Genomic DNA, 17,742 nt, shown 5'->3' with positions numbered 1-17,742 from the left:
TGTAAGAATGGGTGGCGGCCCCTGCTACTCCGCCTTGATCCGCTTACTCGCCGAAGTCAGCCTGCGCTTAACGCCAATTTTTGGATTCAAAGCCAGCGCCTCCTCATAAACCTGGGCTGCTTCGGGGTACTGGCCCAACTGCTCGTGCGCAAGCCCCTGGACTTTCAGCGCTATAGGCTTCCAAGCTGGGTTTTCGTCTGCGCCGTGCGAACGCGCACGCTGCACAGCCGCCAATACTTCTCGGGCGCGCTCATCCGTCAGGCCGACCTCCCCTAGAAGGCTTTCTGCTGCAAGAATGATAAGGTCATAGCGTGATGAGTTGAGCTTGGCATTACCTAGTCGGTCGGCATCTATGAATCGACCGTCGATGTCGTATTGGAAGCTTCCCATATCTGCGAAGACAGCCATGAGCTCCCCCGTGCCCTCGTCCACTTCGTAACTGTCAGGCCATCCAGCTTCTGGAGAGACACAGTAAGTTTCGACCCGATTGACCAGGTCAAACAGGAACACCTTGTTGCCATGATCGGTTGGGCTGTTGGCTGTGGCGCAGAATGCGTACTTCCCATGCCTAGAAATGCCGCTGGTGAGAATGTTGGCTGTGAGCTCTTTGGCGAAGATCACAAAACCACTGGGATCGTAGACGCTGAATGTCCCGGACAGGGTGCTGCCAAAATGCCAATCTTCCAGGCAAAACATGCCGGTATCACACACGTGGCCATTGTTTGGCCTAGGCATGCTCCCGTGGCATGAGACGGTACCGCTGCCCAGATCTGCGAGGACGTAGGCCCCTAATCCAGACTCCCTATGACCTCCGCGACCTGCTGATGGATCAGAATCTCGCCAGGCGATCGCCCACTTCTTGGACTGGGAAAGCTGATAGCTGCCGGAGAACTCAAGCGATTCGACTCTGAGAAAAAGCTTATCTCGTCGGATTTGAGCACTTGGCCGTGGCACCCGCTGAGCGCCCCCTGATTGAGCCTGAGCAGGCTGGTGCTTTGCTGCGGTAGCGGATTTCAGGGCTTTGGGCCTGTTGAACAGCCAGCTGAAAATGCTCATCTCCTACTCCTTTGGTATTTGAGCGCATTGGGATGGAAGTGCGTTTCAAGCAATACATCTGCGTCTGTAGAGGCTGATTAGAATTAAGTTGAAGCGAAGTAACGTTTGCACTGTAAACCCCGGTGGTTAACGGTGTTAAAAAGTGATTTACACACTCCTATTTTCTTAAGAGGCTGGGAACTGGGCATAAAGGGCCCCTCGCGAGGGCCTTTTTTTTATTTTAAGAAGGAGGCTGCCTTCCCAATCCCTCTTATCGCTATGGACGATCCACACTCTGAATATGCTGTGACCCCTGCCCGCTTTATGGCCATCGCACCAACTCCAGTTCCTTGAGCCGGATGGCCATCGCCGAATCCGAGACGCCGAATTGCTGGGCAAGTGACACCAGGTACTGGTTGTTGAAGCGGGTGCATCGCGCTAGCGACAGCTCACCTTCTCCCGAGTCTTTTGGGGCGTAGAGGAGCCGATCCGGATTGTTGGGGTCGAGGTGATAGGCAATCACGTCGCTGAAGCGCAATTGCCCCTTGCAGCAGAACATGAATTCGAACCGTTCCCTCACCAGTTTTTGAGGCATGAGGAAGCAGGCCGCGAAGCGATCGGCTTGTCGCTCTGCAGGTGCACGTGGTGTTTGCAACGGGCTGCCATCAAACGCGCGGTCGCGATGCATGACGGTGTCCTCATGCAGCACAAGATGGCCGACTTCATGGGCCCCCGTGAAGAGCTGAACTTTGTCACCAAACTCGGTCGCGACAGCGATCTTATTGGATTGACGGTCAATTAAGCCCGCAATGCGAGTACCGGTGTTATGCCGGTTGAACGGAGTGTCCCCCAGTGTGGGATGTTCATGATAGTCGTAGCCGCAGACCATCGCGGCGATCCGGGGGCTGCGCATCATCATCGCTGGAATTTCTTGATCTGGCCAGAGGTACCGGCGATCGCGGTAAATCTGCATGAGCAGGTCAGTCGCTGCTTTCTCGATTGAAGCTTCGCTCATGGCAGAACACCACATGTAGGCTCTCAAATACAATCTAGCCCAATATGTAGTGATTTCAATATGTGACTAACCCACTACATGGCTTTTTCAGATGAACGGTTGAGGAGTTTGGCACAAGAAAAAAGTGATTTCATTTCGCCACCTTTAGGGTCGCCCTGCTCCAAATTGTGTGCGAGGATTCGGCCACGGCGATGGCCGATGAGGGCGTATCAGACCGCTATCATCACATCGAGCCCTTGATGTCGCCCGTTGTAGCGTTGGGAGCCATCAAAAGGATTACAGGAGGTTTGACAAGAAACATGGCATTGGATGTTGCGTTTAGCATTGAGGCTGGAGACTTTGTCGATCCCGATCGAGCCTATGACCTGTTTTGGGCAGGTGTTATTACCAATAAACGAGCCTTCGTTTGTCCTGGAGCGGACTGTGCAGCGCAGGTGACCTGTGCGAATTTGGACAAGGACGTGCAGAACATGCGGGTCGTGCCGCACTTCAAGGTTTACGGAGAGCATAGTGAGGCATGCGGGATCATCAACGGGAAGGCGATCGACCTTGAGGTTGAGCCGAGCGGCCCCGACGGGCAGGAACGCAAAACCGTCGATGAGTCCATTGTTGACGTGTTCAAGCTTGATCGACCCGACTCGTACTATGACGAACCTACTCAGGATCCCAGCGCTGATATGCATGTGGCGAAACATCGCGCTAGAAACACACGGCCTTACACGACCAAGCTGGGTGAATCCGGGATCGTAGGCCCCATTTACTCTGTGCGCTCTGTAGTAAGCCGGTATATCCGATATCGATCCGACAACACCTTGGAGTTTCGCCGACTCAATATTGCCGGCCAGGACGTGGCCTACGACAGCATTTTTAAATGCATCTGGGAGCAGGATCTGAATGACCTCCCCGACCACCCCGTCATCTACTATGGGTGGGCCTACATCGATCGCACTAGGAAAAACGACGCGTACCGGATCAAGTTCAAGAAATGCTTGATGCGCGGAACCGAAAGCCTGACGACCTCAAGCTTCGTTTCAGACACGCTCGTCGAGCGCTACAAACTCAAAAACCTCATGGCTACCAGGCTTTCAAAGATCTCCCAGCAGCCCAAACCCACTGCGTTTGTGTTTCTGTACGGACAACCCACAGTACGAACGTCACAGGGGACGAGCTACGCCAATTTCGAGCTGAAGAACTTGGATATGGTTGACGTTAACTACGACTGCCCATTGCCTTCCAAGTACGACAAGTAGCTAGTGAAGCCTGAGCCACCCCGAAGCATATGCCGATGGTGGTTCGGGCCTGCCATGGATGCTAAGCGAGCCCTAATGGGCTCAGACTATCCCGGGAGAAACAGTCCTAGTGCGTCAGGGCTGAGGGGTCTATCGAATTGGTTTGCATCCACGTTACAGCTCCAGTATCGCCCACCTGCTGGCTCAAGAACAGCCCCATGCTTCACGTCAGCACTCCCCTCGCCCATGCTGCTTTTACGAGCTGCTAGAGAAGTAATGTGCGAGGGTCAGGTTACTCCCATGCAGGTCAGCATCAAGCCTTATCTGGCGCTCTACGGTGGTCGCTACCTTCAACGCTCAGCCTAGAGCCATCCGTCCTCAGATGTCATTGACGAGGGCCTGGTGGTTGCGATCATGACGTCGTCCTCAGCGGTCACCGTTGCCAGGTACCCTTCAGACTTCATCGCGTTGACCAACCTCCGGTTTGACTCGGTGTTTCTTACCTTGATCCTCTTGACCTTCGCGCTCACGATTTTGAAGTCCTCATCGTCGAGCAACCCTAGAGCTGCAGCAATGTCCGGCCACTTCATTCCAGGAAGACATTGTGTCAGCATTTCAGAGCGCTGCTCCGGGGTGAGGCTCGCGTTGCGAACCAGATGTCGCAGCACAGGCATCAGCGGCTCAGCAAACCTTTCGCCAGCTTGGTTGGCCAGCATAGATACACGGCCGAACTCTGGAACCGCTTCCGGTTTGCTTTCAATCGTCTCCAGGCTAAGCCCTGACCACATCTGAATTTTCTGTGTGAGTGACAGCGCTTTGCTTTTGCTCAGCGTGAGCATCGAGTCGAGCTGGAGCGAGCTGATATCGATCTCTGCTTTTGCTAGATCCCACCGTTCAACCAGATACTTGCCTTCGAGATGTGGGCAAGTATTCAGTACGATCTCCCGGACTTCCGAGCTGTATGGCAAAAATGATGAGGCTACCAGCATGCCCCAGCGACCCTCAGGTAGTGCTGCTTTTATCATTGCTAGGTCTTGAAGCACGACACCATCGAGCAATACCTTGAGCACGTCATTATTGATACTGGCGGAGCTCAGAAGATATTGTTGCAGCGACCAGTCTGCGCTCGTTGACTGCCACAGCGTGCCCTTGAGAGACGAAGCATTCCGAGCGATGAAGCCGGTGAATACCGTTGTGGGTTCCGATCCAATTTCTTCGTCCGAGACGTTGCCGTCTGGCCCAACGACTTTCTCAAAAAAAATCCACACTGCGTCAGCTTTGGCCACCAGTCGATCACTCTCAAGTGCCTTTGCCCAAAGATATCTCGGGGCGTCAGTGAGTGCGTGTAGGTCACAGGTCGTGTGATCGAAGAGTCTATTGGTCAGATCGTGATCTGCGTCCAGTTCTGCTAGTAAGCTGGCCAAGGAATCGCTTGACTCATCCAGGACAGCAGACTGATCTAGCAATGCGCTCCCGAGCTCATCGGCGTGAGAGAGCAGATAATTACCGAACCCATTGATTCCCGAAGCCTGCAGTCTACGCAAGGACACGATGCCCACATCTGCAGGTTCGGATTTGGCGTCTTTAGAATCCTGTCCAGCTTCCGACTTCGCGCATATCAGCGACAGCATTGGCAGATTGATCTTGATACAGCCCCAGTCGATCAGCCTTTCGAGGTCTGCGAGACTCATCGTATGGCCCAGTGAGGCAAACTGGACTGGGTAAGCCCTGAGCCACGCCCAGGTTCCCACATTGCTCTCTAATCCTGGCATCAGTCGTGAAGCATCTTCCAGCCCATCGATTGTAGGCACCAGATCCGTTGAGGCATCACCGGCCAGGGTCTTGAAGTCGGATTCCGGCAGGTTGTCGACGATTGCTTTGACAAGGGACTGGCGGGCCTCGCTTCCTTCAAATACGCCACCAGCATCACCCGTGTCCCTAGCGTTGAAAAGGCTATAAAACAGTTTGGGTTCGAGGCGGTACACGGCGCGAATAAATCCGGCCGCGTTTGTTCGACTCAAAAGCTCGCGCACTGCGATGGCCATTCGTTCGGTGTGCTCGTCCAGGCCGCTTCTCAGTATATGGCTTAGCTGTGTGTCTGCTGAGCCAGCCGCGAGCGAGGTTGGCCGGGCGCTGAGACAGGCGATCAAATCGACGATGATCCCCCTACCCTCGTCGAGCTCGTCGCTCTTAAGCTTCTCCAACACGGTACTCGGGCTGTCGACAGGCGTGGATACTTCAGGCAGCACGCCACGTCTCAATGAAAGGATCAGATCTTTGTCACCAGGCGTCAGCGATCCCTGATAGAAATAACCTAGGTAGTCGGTGTAGTCGGCATCGAGATAACCATGCTGCATTAGATAGCTCACTACGTCCAAGCCCAGAAGATTGTGCCTTACGACGTCTCCATAACCTTTCTTGACCGCAGTCTTGAACGACATCCTGATGACCTGATCCGATTGCCTCTGCACCGATGCGATTTCATCTGCGATTGTGTTAAGTCGCCGCCCAAGCAAAGCATAGCGCCGCTCATAGGATGTAGCGGTGAGCAGCTCAGCCTTCGGGACATTTCGAGATGAGTTTCTGGCCCGCCCGTGTTGATCCAAGGTAGCCATTGAGAGGGGCCCAGCTTGATTCATTAATACTTCGAACACCTCGTCGGTCACGAACTGCTTCTGCGTGTACTGGGTACCAGTGATTAGGACATGGGTTGCCGTGTCCATTTCGGTCAGTCGAAGAAGCGTGAACCAAACGTAGGCCCTCAGCTCAGTGACATTGTTGGCCAATTCTGAGATTCGATCATCTCGCTCACGTCGCAAGCCATCAAGCTGTCTGACGTAGGCGCTGTTTTGCTGGATTCTCCAGGTATCGAGGCCCTTGATGACCCCGTAGATCGCCCCCCGCCGTTTGACAAGGTCGGCGTACGCGCCGGGATGCAGATTGCGAATGGCGACTATCGCAAACAGCTTGTCTGGCTCTAGGCGTAGGCCGCTGGCAAGGATATTTGAAAACATATCGAATTCATTGACGATATTTTTCACCAGCCGGAGGTCGTCGATATAGTAGCAGACCGTCTCCACCAGTCGACGGTCGAGGTGTTCGCCCAAGGGTTTCGATTTGAAGGTTCGAAGATTCAGAAGCTCCATCATCTTTTCTTGGGAGTTTTCCGAATTGATGACGGGGATCACTGGGACGATGAGGTCAAAAAACTTGGTTTTCTCGCCGACGACGAACATTTCATCGCGCAGCGCGTAGACGAAATAGACAGGTCGTTTCACCTGAGGTGATTGCTTGATGATGAAATTGATTTCCCGCAATCGGGTGAACACGTCATGAATGCCGAACCGATCGAGATCCTCAATGATTACCACGTCAATGCTGCTGCGCTCAAAGCAATAAATGATCTCATCAATATTTTTGTGCAGGACAGAGCCGTGGTGGGTGGTCTCCAGCTTGCCGCCTTTGAGCGTCAGGCCGTCAATGCTGAATAATGAGACCAGTCTCAGTCCCGTGTGCAGCAGCTGCATGCACCCTAGCGCGGCGATTCCCACGGCGAGTGAGCTTGGGATCGACAGCAGCCACTCCAGAAGCCAGGTGGGTTCGATTTTCGGCAGCTTTTCTGCTAGGGGAACGTACAGTCTCAGCGCTGCCAGAATGAGGGAGCCATAGCAGAGCGTTTTCCACCATATCTTCACGCCGGAAGCCTGGTCGATCCTTTTAAGGCGGGTTTTGGGAAGTGTCTTCGCAGGAACGGCGTAAAGTAGCTGCTGGACGATCGTCTCCTCAATCCGGGCAACGAGATCGGACTCGGCCTTATTTTCCTCGGATTTAGAGTTCTGTCCTGCCTTGGGGGGGACTCCGGTGGCCCCGGCCACATCGCTCTCAGTGACCAACTCATACGCCCCGGAGATTTCGGTGTCCTTACCGAATGTGGCCAGCGAAACAAACGCATAGACAAACTCTGGGTGGCGGTGGACAAAAGTGCGAAGCACGCTGCTCTTCCCTGCCCCGTACTCACCAGTGATCGCGATGTTCCTGACCTGATCGTTCCTCAGGCCGTTTAGTAACTCGCGCTCATACCGATTGATCTTCCCAGGCTCAATGAGTACAGGGGTAAGCGGCTCGAACAGATTTTCATGAGTCGGCACGGCCAAGAACGCATGTGCAGCCTTATAGGCGCTGACGGCCGCGCGTGGGTATCGCTTCAAGGCAGACAGCTTGCGGCGAGTCTCATTACTCCAGGCGTTAAAGGCATCTAATGCCCTGTGATAGATGGCGCGCAAGCGAATGAACATCCGTGTCTCCAAGCAGGCTGGCGGCTACCAGGCATTCATCTGCCAAAGACTGACTGATCGATCTTGGGTCTGAGGGGGAACTGCTGGTGAGCCTAATACGAAGGCCCAGATGATAGCTCACGGCCATCTTCGCCTGCGAACGCTTTGTTCACCTAGTATCAGGTAGTACAGGAAATTGGAGAGGTCATGCCGTTGCACTGAGCGCCGCGAATCAATCAAGAAAGCTTTGGATCCGCTCGCGTTCCAACGGCGTGCTCCTCGCCATGACACTGGCGCCCCGGACACAGTCACCCACCGCGTCCGCCTGACTGTCAGCTCCCATAAACCTTCGCAGCCGGCACCGCCCGTTCCATCAACTGCGCCACCGCATCGCCGACTTCACCCACCGCCCAGCGGCCTTGCCTGTCCAGTTCCGGCCCGCGGCGCCAGCCATCGGCAATCGACAACTTGCCGCCTTCCACTTCAAACATCTGCCCATTCACCGCCGCGGATTCCTGCGAACCCAGCCACACCACCAATGGCGCGACGTTCTCCGGCGCAAAGTAGTCGAACCCCTCCTCCGGTTTTTTCATGACGTCGGCAAACACTCCTTCGGTCATACCGGTGCGCGCCGCCGGGGCCAAGGCGTTGACGGTAATCCCGTAGCGCCCGAGTTCTGCCGCTTGCACCAGCGTCAGCGCGGCGATCCCGGCCTTGGCGGCGGCGTAGTTGGACTGGCCGATAGAGCCCTGCAACCCGGCACCAGAGCTGGTATTGATGATCCGTGCACTCACTGCCTGGCCACCCTTTACCTGCTCACGCCAGTAACGCGCGGCATGACTGGAAATGCAGAAATGCCCTTTGAGGTGCACGGCCATCACCGCGTCCCAATCGGATTCGCTCAGGCTGGTGAACATGCGATCACGACAGATGCCGGCGTTGTTGACCACCACATCCAGCCCACCAAAGGTCTCGATCGCCTGGCGCACGATCAGCGCTGCATCGTCATAGCGGGTGATGTCGTTGCTGTTGGCCACCGCCATGCCGCCCTGCGACTCGATGGCATCCACCACCGCCAGTGCGGCTTCACGGTTGATGTCGTTGACCAGCACTTTCGCGCCCTCGGCGGCGAATGCCAGCGCATACGCCCTCCCCAGCCCTCCCCCGGCACCGGTGATGATCACGACGCGGTTTTTACAGATCTGCATGGTCCTGCTCCCTTCAAAACTTCATTCACAAGCGTTCGATGATCGTCACGTTGGCCTGACCGCCGCCTTCGCACATGGTCTGCAAACCAAAGCGGCCACCGCTGCGCTCCAGCTCATGCAGCAGGCTGCACATCAAGCGCGTGCCGGTGGCGCCCAACGGGTGACCGAGGGCAATTGCGCCACCGTTGACGTTGGTCTGTTCGTGGGGATAGCCGGTCTCCTTCAGCCAAGCCATGGCGACGGAGGCAAAGGCTTCGTTGATCTCGACCCGATCAATGTCTTCCAGCTTCATGCCCGCTCGCTTCAACGCATAAGCAGTGGCCGGAATCGGCGCCGTCAACATCCAGATCGGATCTTCGGCACGTACGCTGAGGTGATGGATTCGCGCACGTGGCGTCAGCCCGTAGCGTTTAAGCGCCGCTTGGGAAACGATCAGCATCGCGCTCGCCGCATCGCAGGTCTGACTGGACACCGCCGCCGTCACCCGGTCGCAGCCAAACAGAAACTCCAGTTCAGCCATTTTCTCGAGACTGGTGTGGCGCGGCGTTTCGTCGTGAACAACGTCGGCCAGCGGCACGATCTCCCGCAAGAATCGGCCCTGTTCGATGGCCCGCAATGCCCGCTGATGGGACTCCAGCGAATAGGCTTCCAGTTGCTCGCGAGACAATCCCCACTTCTCGGCAATCATCTGCGCCGAACGAAACTGAGTCGGCGGTTGCGCGCCGTAACGCCGTACCCAGCCTTCGGAGCCGCTGAACGGGTCACTGAAGCCCAAAGGTTCGGCCGCGATCATGGCCGAGGAAATCGGGATCTGCGTCATGGTCTGCACGCCGCCGGCGATGACCACGTCCTGGGTGCCGCTCATCACCGCTTGCGCGGCAAAGTGCACCGCTTGCTGAGACGAGCCGCACTGGCGATCGATCGTGGTGCCGGGAACCGACTGTGACAACCCGGCAGCCAGCCAACTGGTACGCGCAATGTCCCCGGCCAGCGGGCCGATCGTATCGACGCAACCAAAGATCACGTCGTCGTAATCCTCATCGGGGATGCCGTTGCGTTCGACCAGCGCACGCAACACGTGGGCGCCCAGATCGGCCGCGTGAATATGGCTCAAACCACCCTTGCGCCGGCCCGTGGGCGTGCGCAGGGCGTCGACAATATAAGCTTCAGGCATGATTTTTCTCGGTAAGTGGTGCCGTCAAAACGTCTGGCCGGCACCCAGTGCGCAACGACCGTCGAACAAGGCTGTGCGAATCCGCTCTTTGTGAGCGCCGCGATCGCCCCAGACCTTGTCCAGCGCCCAGGCGCGTTTCATGAACAGATGCAGATCGACTTCCCACGTGTAGCCCATGGCACCGTGGGCCTGAATGGTGTTTTTCGCCGCCAGCATGGCGGCTTCCGAGGTCGCCAGTTTGGCGTGGGAAACCAGCACCGATCGGTTCGGCTGTAGCTCGGCGACGGCATAAGCCGCGCGATACAACGGCCCCTTGGCGAACTCGATCTGCACCGCGACATTGGCCATCAGGTGCTTGACCGCCTGAAACGAGCCCACCGGTTTGCCAAACTGCTTGCGCTCGAAGGTGTAGTCCACCGCAAGATCGACCATGCGTTTGGCCAGCCCCAACATCTGCGCTGCACTGGCCAGCGCGCCACGGTCAACCGCATCCGCCCAGAGTCGCTGCCCTTGTGCGCCCGAGGCCACGCAGGTGGCGGACGACGGCGTCCACGAAACCTGAAACAACTGCCGAGCCGGATCGACCGACACATTGCGGGTCAACTGCACCGCACCCGGTTCAACCACATGCACCTCATCGCCATGGGCCAGCAACAGCAGATCGGCGACATGCGCATCGCTGACCAGCGGGTTGCCCGGTTCGGCGACTGCAAGTCGCGAGCTGCCTTCCGCGATACGCCCGAGCCAGCCCTGCTTGAGTACCGCATGGCGCTCATCCAGAGCAGCCAGCAATGGCACGCCGACCAGCATCGTCTCCACCAGCGGTTCAGGCAGTCCGGCGTACCCGCATTCCTGAGCGAGCAGCACAAAATCCAGCTCGTTCATGCCCATCCCGCCATACGCTTCGGGAACGGTCAGCGCGGTCAGCCCCAGCTCGACCAATTGCGCCCACAGCTCATCGCTGCGCCCGCTCTCGGTCTGCCAGAGTTCGCGAATGCGCTCCGGCGTCACCTCGTTGATCAGAAAATGCCTGACGTTGTCCTGGAACAGCAGTTGGTCGCGGCTGAAATTAAAGTCCATGGTCTCTTCCTCAAGCACGCGGCATGCCGAGCATGCGTTCGGCAATGATGTTGCGCTGGATCTCGTTGGTGCCGGCGTAGATCGGCCCGGCCTGGGCAAACAGAAAACCTTCCAGCCAGTGGCCGACATCGCCCGCCGCCGGCGCCTCGGGCAGCAACTCGCCACGCAGGCCGAGAATGCTCATGGCGGTGTCGTGCATGCGCTGATCGAGTTCCGACCAGAAGATTTTGTTGGTCGACGATTCCGGCCCGATCTTGCCGCCCTGCACCAGTTGCGACGCTGTGCGATAGGTGTTGAGGGTGTAGGCCTCGGCGTCCAGCCAGGCGCGCATCACCGCCTCGCCAATCGCCGGGTCGCGGTCGGCCTGCTCGCGATTGGCCTGATACAGCTGCACCAGGCGCCGGGCGGTTTCCTGAAAGCGCGCGGGCGAACGCAGCAGCAAACCGCGCTCGAAACCGGCGGTGGACATCGCCACGTGCCAGCCCATGCCCTCGCCGCCCAGCGCATTTTCCACCGGCACCTTGACGTCGTCGAAGAAAATTTCGGCGAACCCGGGCAAGCCGTTCAGTTGAGGAATCGGCCGCACCGTAATCCCCGGCGTATCCAGCGGCAGAAGAATGAACGTCAGGCCATGATGACGCTGCGAGTTCGGGTCGGTGCGGAAGATCCCGAACACCCAGTCGGCCCACACCGCGCGGGTCGACCAGGTCTTCTGGCCGTTGATGACGTAGTGATCGCCAACCCGCTCGGCTCGCGAACGGATCGCCGCCATGTCGGAGCCCGCTCCCGGCTCGGACCAGGCCTGGGCCCAGATATCCTCACCGGTGGCCATGCGCGGCAGAAAGCGCGCTTTCTGGGCTTCGCTGCCGTACTCCATCAGTGTCGGGCCGAGCAGAAAGATGCCGTTCTGGTTGACTCGCGCAGGCGCTTCGGCGCGGTAATACTCCTCCTCGAAAATCAGCCACTCGATCAAGTCGCAACCGCGCCCGCCCAGCTCGACCGGCCAGGTGACCATGCCCCAGCGCCCGTCGTTGAGGCGATTTTCCCAGGCCCGGTGTTGAGCAAAACCTTGTTCGGTGTCGAATGATTGCAGCGGCTCGCGAGGCACGTTGGCCGTCAGCCACGCCCGCGCTTCGGCGCGAAAGGCCTGTTGGGCCGGGGTATAGGTCAGATCCATGAGAGAGCCTTCAGCCGTTGAAGTGAGCATCACGTTTCTCGATGAACGAGTCGCGTGCTTCCTGTGAATCCAGTGAGCGATAGGCTTCAAGCGTGAAGCCCTGCTCCCAGCGGTATTTGTCTTCCAGATTGCCGTCCTCGATGCCGTTCAGCGCTTCTTTGGCGAGGCTGATCATGGCCGGGCTCTTGGCGGCGATGGTGCGGGCGATCTGCAACGCGGCTTCGCGCAACTCTTCGCGCTTGACCACGCGCTCCACCGCTCCGAGGCGCCAGGCTTCCGCCGCATTGATGGCTTCGCCGGTGAAGTACATGTGCCGGACTTTCTGCACCGGGAACAGACGCTGCAAATGCGCGCCACCGCCCATGGCGCCACGGTCGACCTCGGGCACGCCGAAAGTGGCGCACTCGGAGGCCACGACAATGTCGGCGGCGCCGCACAGACCGATGCCACCGCCGAGCACAAAACCGTGCACCGCCACGATCACCGGTTTCGGGTTGCGGTGAATAGCCTTGAAGCTGTCGTAGTTGCCCTTGTTGACCGCCACGATCAGGTTGCCGTCGGCGGCCAGTTCCTTGATGTCGACCCCGGCGCAGAAGCCGCGACCTTCGGCGCGAATCACGATGACCCGTACCCGGCTATCGTTGCCCAGGCCTTCGATTTCACGGGCGATATCGGCCCAGGTACGGCAATTGAAGGCGTTGACCGGCGGCTGGTTGAACACCAGTTCGGCAATGCCGTTATCGATACTGACGCTGAATGGATGCATGTTTTTTCCTTTCACGACACGCGACGGCAGAGTTCGTCCAGACGCAACTCGGCGTCACGAACGATCTGCTCGATCAATTGGGCACAGCTGGGCAGGCTGTCGATGGAGGCCGCGACCTGACCCGATGGCAACACGCCTTCGGCCGGCAGCCCGTCGACCATGGCTTTCTGGATAACCATCGGCGCGTTGGCGGCCATGATGCTTTGCGCGGCAGTCAGGCCTGCGCTGCTGCGCATCTTCAATGCACTGGAAAGCAACTGACTCAAGCTCATGCCGCTAAGGCGGCGGTAAGCCAGACCGCTGCGCACCGCCAGCAACCAGCGCTTGAACACGCCGCTGGTTTCCAGTCGGTCGAGCAATTCGTTGCGAATCATCCGTTGCGGCATGCCGTCGATGGCACGGCTGACGATGATCGCCGCCGGATCCTTGATCGCCAGGTATCGCGCCAGGGTCTGTTCCGGCACCGGGCTTTCGGCACACATCAGAAACCGCGTGCCCATGGCGATGCCTTCGGCGCCGTAGGCCAGGGCCGACACCAGCCCCCGGCCGTCCTTGAAACCGCCGGCCGCCACCACTGGAACCGACACCGCGTTGACCACTTGATCGAGCAGCAACGACGTCGGTACCGAACCGGTATGCCCCCCGCCCTCGCCGCCCTGCACGGTCACGGCATCGGCGCCCATTTCCACGGCTTTCTGCGCGTGTTTCAGCGCGCCAACCGTGGGAATGCACACGACACCAGCATTTTTCAGGCGCTGGATCATCTGTTTGCCGGGAGAACGGCTGTAACTGACCGCCCGCACCTTGTGGCGCAGCACCAACTCGACGATGTCGTCGGCATTGGGCTGGTACATATGGAAATTGACCCCGAACGGCTGATCGGTCAGGCGCCGGGTTTCGAGGATCGCGGCCTCCATGTGCTGCGGCTCGATGGTCGCGCCGGCGAGAAAACCGAAGGCGCCGGCATTGCTCGTGGCCGCGACCAGTTTCGGGTCAGCCACCCAGCCCATCGCGGTCTGAATGATCGGATAACGGCAGCCAAGCAACTCGGTCAGCCGGGTATTCAATGAGATCGCCATGGTCACGCCCCGCCCGTCGAACGTTGCGAGCTGGCCATGGCTTTGGCGTCGTAACCGCCGAGCCGGTCGCCGGACACCAGTTCATTGTGGGCATGGGCGAAATGGTGCAGGCCGAAAACCATGTCCATGGTCGCGCGTTTACCCATCAAGTCTTCGGCGTTGTTGACCGCCTGCTTGCTCAATTGCAGGCCGAGGCGCGGCATCCGGGCGATGCGCCCGGCGAAGTCGAGGGTTTCCTGTTCCAGGGATTCGCGAGCCACCACGCGATTGAGCATGCCCATCTGATAGGCGCGCGCCGCCGGCATGCGTTCGCCGAGGAACAGAAACTCTTTGGCGATGCGCGGGTTGAGTTCATGCGCGTGGGCAAAATACTCGACCCCGGGAATCCCCATGCGCACCACCGGATCGGCAAAATACGCATCCTCGCTGGCCACAATCAAATCGCAGACCCAGGCCAGCATCAGCCCGCCGGCAATGCACGCGCCCTGCACCATCGCGATGGTCGGCTTGGGCATTTCGCGCCAGCGCCGGCACATGCCCAGATAGACTTCCTGCTCGCGGGCATAGAGAAATTCGCCACCGGGCTTGTTGGTGTGGTCGTACCAGAGGCTCGCGCGGTCGAACGTCTTGTGAACGTCCCGCCCCGGCGTGCCGATGTCATGCCCGGCGGAAAAATGCTTGCCCTCCCCGCGCAGCACGATGACTTTCACCTCGTCGTCATCGCAGGCACGGCGAAACGCCGCGTCCAGCGCGTAGGTCATCTGCGAGTTCTGGGCATTGTGATACTCGGGACGGTTCATGGTGACCAGCGCCACCGCCCCGCGCACTTCGTAGAGCACCACGTCGGCGGCATTATTATCGTTATGTTCAGCCATCACTTTTCTCCGAAACGGTGCGACTCAGCGCTGACCCGGCGGGTTGTCTTTGAGCTGACTGGCGCGCAGGTTGTGCGGGTCCAGACGCTCGATCAGTTGCAGCTGCGCGGCGGTAGGCGGCGCTGTCGTCGGGCAATCCTGTGGCACATGCAGCTCGAACCCGGTGTTGTCCTGCACCTGCTCCACGGTCACGCCGGGGTGCAGCGAACGGATGCGCACTTGCCGTTGCGGGCCGAGAAAATCCAGTACGCACAAGTCGGTGACAATCAGGCGGATATCGATCTCGTCCAGCGACCAGCCCCGGGCCAGGCGCGCCGGGTTGTAGCCGACCGAGGCGACCATATCGACCTCGCCTTCGACGAACACCCGACGGTTGTGGCTGGGCACGCAGAAGGAGTTGGCATGGCTGATCGAGTTGCCGGGAAAGCCGCGCACACCAAGCATTTGCGCCTTGGGCTTGGCGTAATCGCCGATGCAGGAAATGTTCGCCTGACCGAAGCGGTCGATCTGCGTCGGGCCGACCAGGGCATGGCGCTTGCCGCCCCAGACGTTGTCGAAAATCCGCGAAAAGCCCATCCAGCTGTCGCGCTTTGGCTCGTAGCCGTTGCGTGCACCCAACGGCACCGGCTCAGCGACCATGTAGGCTTCGGAATCGGTCATCAGCAGCTGCGGGTTACTGGTCAGCATGCTCAATGAAGCGGCCAGTCGCGGGATCACTCCGATCCCGGTGGCGAGCACCTCGCCGTCGTCACGCCAGGCTTCGGAAGCGGCGCAGATCATCAGCTCGGCGAGGCTGTAAGTCGTTGCAGAAGTCGTCATATCAAGGCTCGCTTAGTAGACCGGCAGAGGGAGCTGGCGGATGGCGTTCAGGCCGCCGACCTTGTCCAGATACTGTTCGTGGGTGCAGTCGACATAGGCGCGGACGTAGTCCTGCCAACCCTCGCCAGCCTGGGCCGAAGCGTTGTAGGCCTTGAAATGCGCGACATCGAAGCCGTACAGCGGCGCGCAGGAAGACGGGTGCGCACCGCCCGGCACGTGCGCCACGGCGGTGGTCAGGTTGCGTTCCCAGAACACTTGATGTGCCCGCGCCGGATCGGCATGGAAGTAGTCGCTGTCGACCAGTTCGTCACAGGTCACGTAGCTGTGGGTCGCCGCCCGGACGAGCAAGTCGTCCATGTAGTGATCGGGGCCGCTGATCTGGCAGACACCGCGCATATCGGCGCGGTCGACGTGAATCAGCGCCGCATCGAGCTTGAGCGCCGGCATTGCGACCCATTGCTTGTTGTCGGCATAGGGCGAGTCGATCAACTTGATCTGCGGGTTGTGTAGCAGCACATCAGTGCCCAGCCCCACCGCCGTTGGAATGAACGGGACCTTCATCGCGGCAGCACGCAGGCCGAGCAACAGCATGCCTTCGTCGATTTCCATCACCTGCAGTGCCGCTTCCTGACGCGCCTTGCGGAAGTACGGTTCCAGTGGAATGAAATCCAGCGACACAAAGGCAAACACCAGTTTGCGAATCTTGCCGGCCGCGCAAAGCATGCCGACGTCCGCGCCGCCATAAGCGACCACGGTCAGGTCCTTGAGGTCGGAGCGCAGAATCTCGCGCACCAGTGCCATGGGCTTGCGTCGCGGGCCCCAGCCACCGATGCCGATGGTCATGCCGTCACGCAGTTGGCCAACCATTTCGGCCGTGGTCATTCGCTTGTCCATCGTCGTACTCCTCATTGGCGACCGACACTGAAGTCATGGCCCCAGTGGCTGACCACGGTGCTTTCGAACGGGGTGTGCCGGTCCCAGTCGACCACCAGACCATCGCAGCCGTACTCCAGGTCAAACCCGGACGGGGTCTTGATGTAGAACGAGATCATCTGGTCGTTGGTGTGCTGGCCGAGGGTGGCGGACATCTTCACGCCATTGGCCTGCACCCGGTCGAGGGCCCGGCCGACTTCATCCAGGGCGTTGACCTCGACCATCATGTGCACGCAACCGTGGGGCATCGGGCACTCGAAAATCGCCAGCGAGTGGTGGCGGCCGTTGTTGCAATGCAGGAAGTGAATGCGCTTTTGCGGTTCGGCCGGGTCCGGTGTGAAGCGGACTTTCATCAGGTCCGACAGGCCGAAACCAAGCACCTGCTCGTAGAAATCCCGGCAACGGTCGAAGCTCGGCGCCGGCAGCACCACGTGGCCCATGCCCAGTTCATTGGTGACGAAGCCCTTTACGCCGACCGGCGACACGAAGCGCGCGAAATCCTGCAACGGGCCCCAGAATAGTTCGTGACGGTTGCCGTCCGGATCGCTGAAGTGCACCAGTTCCTGGACTTTGCGCTCCCGGGCCTGAGCCTCGGTGCCACGGGTGACTTGCACGTCGGCGCGTTCCAGCTCGCTGACCGCCTGCTCAAGCGCCGCTTTGCCGGACACTTCCCAACCGCAGGCGCCGAAGCCGTTTTCGGTGCTTTTCTCCACCAGAATCCGGTGGTGGCGCTCGTCCATTTTCAGGTACAGGCGCTCATCGTTATCACTGCCGGCAACCATCATGCCGAGCACCTGACTTGCGTACTGCCGCCACTGCACAAGATCGCTGGATAACAGGGTGACGTAACCCAGACCACGGATATCCATGGATGCACTCCTCGTTGTTCTCAGGCCGAGCCGCCCGACGGCGATTGCCGGGGAGACTGTATTGAGGCCTATTCAAACGGGTTCGCCGGGGGGAAACATCGTCCAATGGGACTAGCGCACATGCGCAACGCAGGCATAAAAAAACGGGCCTTGAGGACCCGTTGGAAATGGGGACTGGATTCCGTTCCAGACCTTATGCGCGGCGTGGG

14 protein-coding genes are annotated in these 17,742 nt (G+C 59.1%); 1 reads left to right on the top strand and 13 read right to left on the bottom strand.

Annotated features, from left to right (window positions below; genetic code table 11):
- Positions 1 to 24: 24 nt before the first annotated feature.
- Together PMI24_RS04090 and PMI24_RS04080 are read right to left on the bottom strand one after the other, a co-directional pair.
- Positions 25 to 1,056, bottom strand: a complete 1,032-nt coding sequence (locus PMI24_RS04090) for a tetratricopeptide repeat protein (protein ID WP_007951383.1) — start codon at positions 1,054 to 1,056, stop codon at positions 25 to 27.
- 301 nt (positions 1,057 to 1,357) lie between these two features.
- The gene (locus PMI24_RS04080; RefSeq protein WP_045121644.1) at positions 1,358 to 2,050 is read right to left on the bottom strand and encodes an ImmA/IrrE family metallo-endopeptidase; all 693 of its coding nucleotides are present in this window, start codon (positions 2,048 to 2,050) and stop codon (positions 1,358 to 1,360) included.
- Positions 2,051 to 2,241: 191 nt separating this feature from the next.
- On the opposite strand from PMI24_RS04080, the gene PMI24_RS04075 reads away from it, so the two are divergent.
- Positions 2,242 to 3,300, top strand: coding sequence for a hypothetical protein (locus PMI24_RS04075; protein WP_238553807.1), 1,059 nt, complete (start codon positions 2,242 to 2,244; stop codon positions 3,298 to 3,300).
- Positions 3,301 to 3,641: 341 nt separating this feature from the next.
- On the opposite strand, the gene PMI24_RS04070 is transcribed toward PMI24_RS04075, so the two are convergent.
- The 11 genes from PMI24_RS04070 to PMI24_RS04020 form a co-directional block, all read right to left on the bottom strand.
- Positions 3,642 to 7,574 (bottom strand): YobI family P-loop NTPase, encoded by a 3,933-nt coding sequence (locus tag PMI24_RS04070; protein WP_007951380.1) that lies wholly within the window; start codon positions 7,572 to 7,574, stop codon positions 3,642 to 3,644.
- Positions 7,575 to 7,885: 311 nt separating this feature from the next.
- Positions 7,886 to 8,761 (bottom strand): SDR family oxidoreductase, encoded by an 876-nt coding sequence (locus PMI24_RS04065; RefSeq protein WP_007951379.1) that lies wholly within the window; start codon positions 8,759 to 8,761, stop codon positions 7,886 to 7,888.
- A 25-nt stretch (positions 8,762 to 8,786) separates the two neighbouring features.
- A complete protein-coding gene (locus PMI24_RS04060; RefSeq protein ID WP_007951378.1) occupies positions 8,787 to 9,935 on the bottom strand; it encodes an acetyl-CoA C-acetyltransferase in 1,149 nt (382 codons plus the stop codon).
- 24 nt (positions 9,936 to 9,959) lie between these two features.
- A complete protein-coding gene (locus tag PMI24_RS04055) occupies positions 9,960 to 11,015 on the bottom strand; it encodes an acyl-CoA dehydrogenase family protein (RefSeq protein WP_007951377.1) in 1,056 nt (351 codons plus the stop codon).
- 10 nt (positions 11,016 to 11,025) lie between these two features.
- The gene (locus PMI24_RS04050; protein ID WP_007951376.1) at positions 11,026 to 12,192 is read right to left on the bottom strand and encodes an acyl-CoA dehydrogenase family protein; all 1,167 of its coding nucleotides are present in this window, start codon (positions 12,190 to 12,192) and stop codon (positions 11,026 to 11,028) included.
- A gap of 10 nt (positions 12,193 to 12,202) precedes the next feature.
- Positions 12,203 to 12,958: an enoyl-CoA hydratase family protein gene (locus PMI24_RS04045; RefSeq protein ID WP_007951375.1), complete on the bottom strand. Its 756-nt coding sequence runs from the start codon at positions 12,956 to 12,958 to the stop codon at positions 12,203 to 12,205.
- Between the two features lie 11 nt (positions 12,959 to 12,969).
- On the bottom strand, positions 12,970 to 14,037 hold the full coding sequence (locus PMI24_RS04040) for an NAD(P)H-dependent flavin oxidoreductase (RefSeq protein WP_007951374.1): 1,068 nt from the start codon (positions 14,035 to 14,037) through the stop codon (positions 12,970 to 12,972).
- Between the two features lie 2 nt (positions 14,038 to 14,039).
- Complete coding sequence (locus PMI24_RS04035; protein WP_007951373.1) at positions 14,040 to 14,912, bottom strand: enoyl-CoA hydratase; 873 nt, start codon at positions 14,910 to 14,912, stop codon at positions 14,040 to 14,042.
- A 24-nt stretch (positions 14,913 to 14,936) separates the two neighbouring features.
- Positions 14,937 to 15,731, bottom strand: a complete 795-nt coding sequence (locus PMI24_RS04030) for an acyl CoA--acetate/3-ketoacid CoA transferase subunit beta (protein ID WP_007951372.1) — start codon at positions 15,729 to 15,731, stop codon at positions 14,937 to 14,939.
- 12 nt (positions 15,732 to 15,743) lie between these two features.
- Positions 15,744 to 16,625 carry a CoA transferase subunit A gene (locus PMI24_RS04025; RefSeq protein WP_007951371.1) on the bottom strand — a complete coding sequence of 294 codons (882 nt, stop codon included), beginning with the start codon at positions 16,623 to 16,625 and terminating at the stop codon, positions 15,744 to 15,746.
- Positions 16,626 to 16,636: 11 nt separating this feature from the next.
- A complete protein-coding gene (locus PMI24_RS04020; RefSeq protein ID WP_007951370.1) occupies positions 16,637 to 17,533 on the bottom strand; it encodes a VOC family protein in 897 nt (298 codons plus the stop codon).
- Positions 17,534 to 17,742 lie beyond the last annotated feature (209 nt).

It is taken from the genome of Pseudomonas sp. GM25, assembly GCF_000282255.1.
GTDB classification, from domain to species: Bacteria; Pseudomonadota; Gammaproteobacteria; order Pseudomonadales; family Pseudomonadaceae; genus Aquipseudomonas; species Aquipseudomonas aphyarum.
Note: the sequence above shows the minus strand (reverse complement) of the source record. Positions and strands in the feature narration are given on the sequence as shown.

Excerpts from the sequence above, each read along its gene's own strand:
- PMI24_RS04080 (WP_045121644.1), bottom strand. The coding sequence starts at position 2,050 with ATGAGCGAAGCTTCAATCGAGAAAGCAGCGACTGACCTGCTCATGCAG.
- PMI24_RS04030 (WP_007951372.1), bottom strand. The coding sequence starts at position 15,731 with ATGACGACTTCTGCAACGACTTACAGCCTCGCCGAGCTGATGATCTGC.
- PMI24_RS04075 (WP_238553807.1), top strand. The coding sequence starts at position 2,242 with ATGGCCGATGAGGGCGTATCAGACCGCTATCATCACATCGAGCCCTTG.
- PMI24_RS04040 (WP_007951374.1), bottom strand. The coding sequence starts at position 14,037 with ATGGCGATCTCATTGAATACCCGGCTGACCGAGTTGCTTGGCTGCCGT.
- PMI24_RS04070 (WP_007951380.1), bottom strand. The coding sequence starts at position 7,574 with ATGTTCATTCGCTTGCGCGCCATCTATCACAGGGCATTAGATGCCTTT.
- PMI24_RS04045 (WP_007951375.1), bottom strand. The coding sequence starts at position 12,958 with ATGCATCCATTCAGCGTCAGTATCGATAACGGCATTGCCGAACTGGTG.
- PMI24_RS04090 (WP_007951383.1), bottom strand. The coding sequence starts at position 1,056 with ATGAGCATTTTCAGCTGGCTGTTCAACAGGCCCAAAGCCCTGAAATCC.
- PMI24_RS04020 (WP_007951370.1), bottom strand. The coding sequence starts at position 17,533 with ATGGATATCCGTGGTCTGGGTTACGTCACCCTGTTATCCAGCGATCTT.
- PMI24_RS04065 (WP_007951379.1), bottom strand. The coding sequence starts at position 8,761 with ATGCAGATCTGTAAAAACCGCGTCGTGATCATCACCGGTGCCGGGGGA.
- PMI24_RS04055 (WP_007951377.1), bottom strand. The coding sequence starts at position 11,015 with ATGGACTTTAATTTCAGCCGCGACCAACTGCTGTTCCAGGACAACGTC.
- PMI24_RS04035 (WP_007951373.1), bottom strand. The coding sequence starts at position 14,912 with ATGGCTGAACATAACGATAATAATGCCGCCGACGTGGTGCTCTACGAA.
- PMI24_RS04025 (WP_007951371.1), bottom strand. The coding sequence starts at position 16,625 with ATGGACAAGCGAATGACCACGGCCGAAATGGTTGGCCAACTGCGTGAC.
- PMI24_RS04050 (WP_007951376.1), bottom strand. The coding sequence starts at position 12,192 with ATGGATCTGACCTATACCCCGGCCCAACAGGCCTTTCGCGCCGAAGCG.
- PMI24_RS04060 (WP_007951378.1), bottom strand. The coding sequence starts at position 9,935 with ATGCCTGAAGCTTATATTGTCGACGCCCTGCGCACGCCCACGGGCCGG.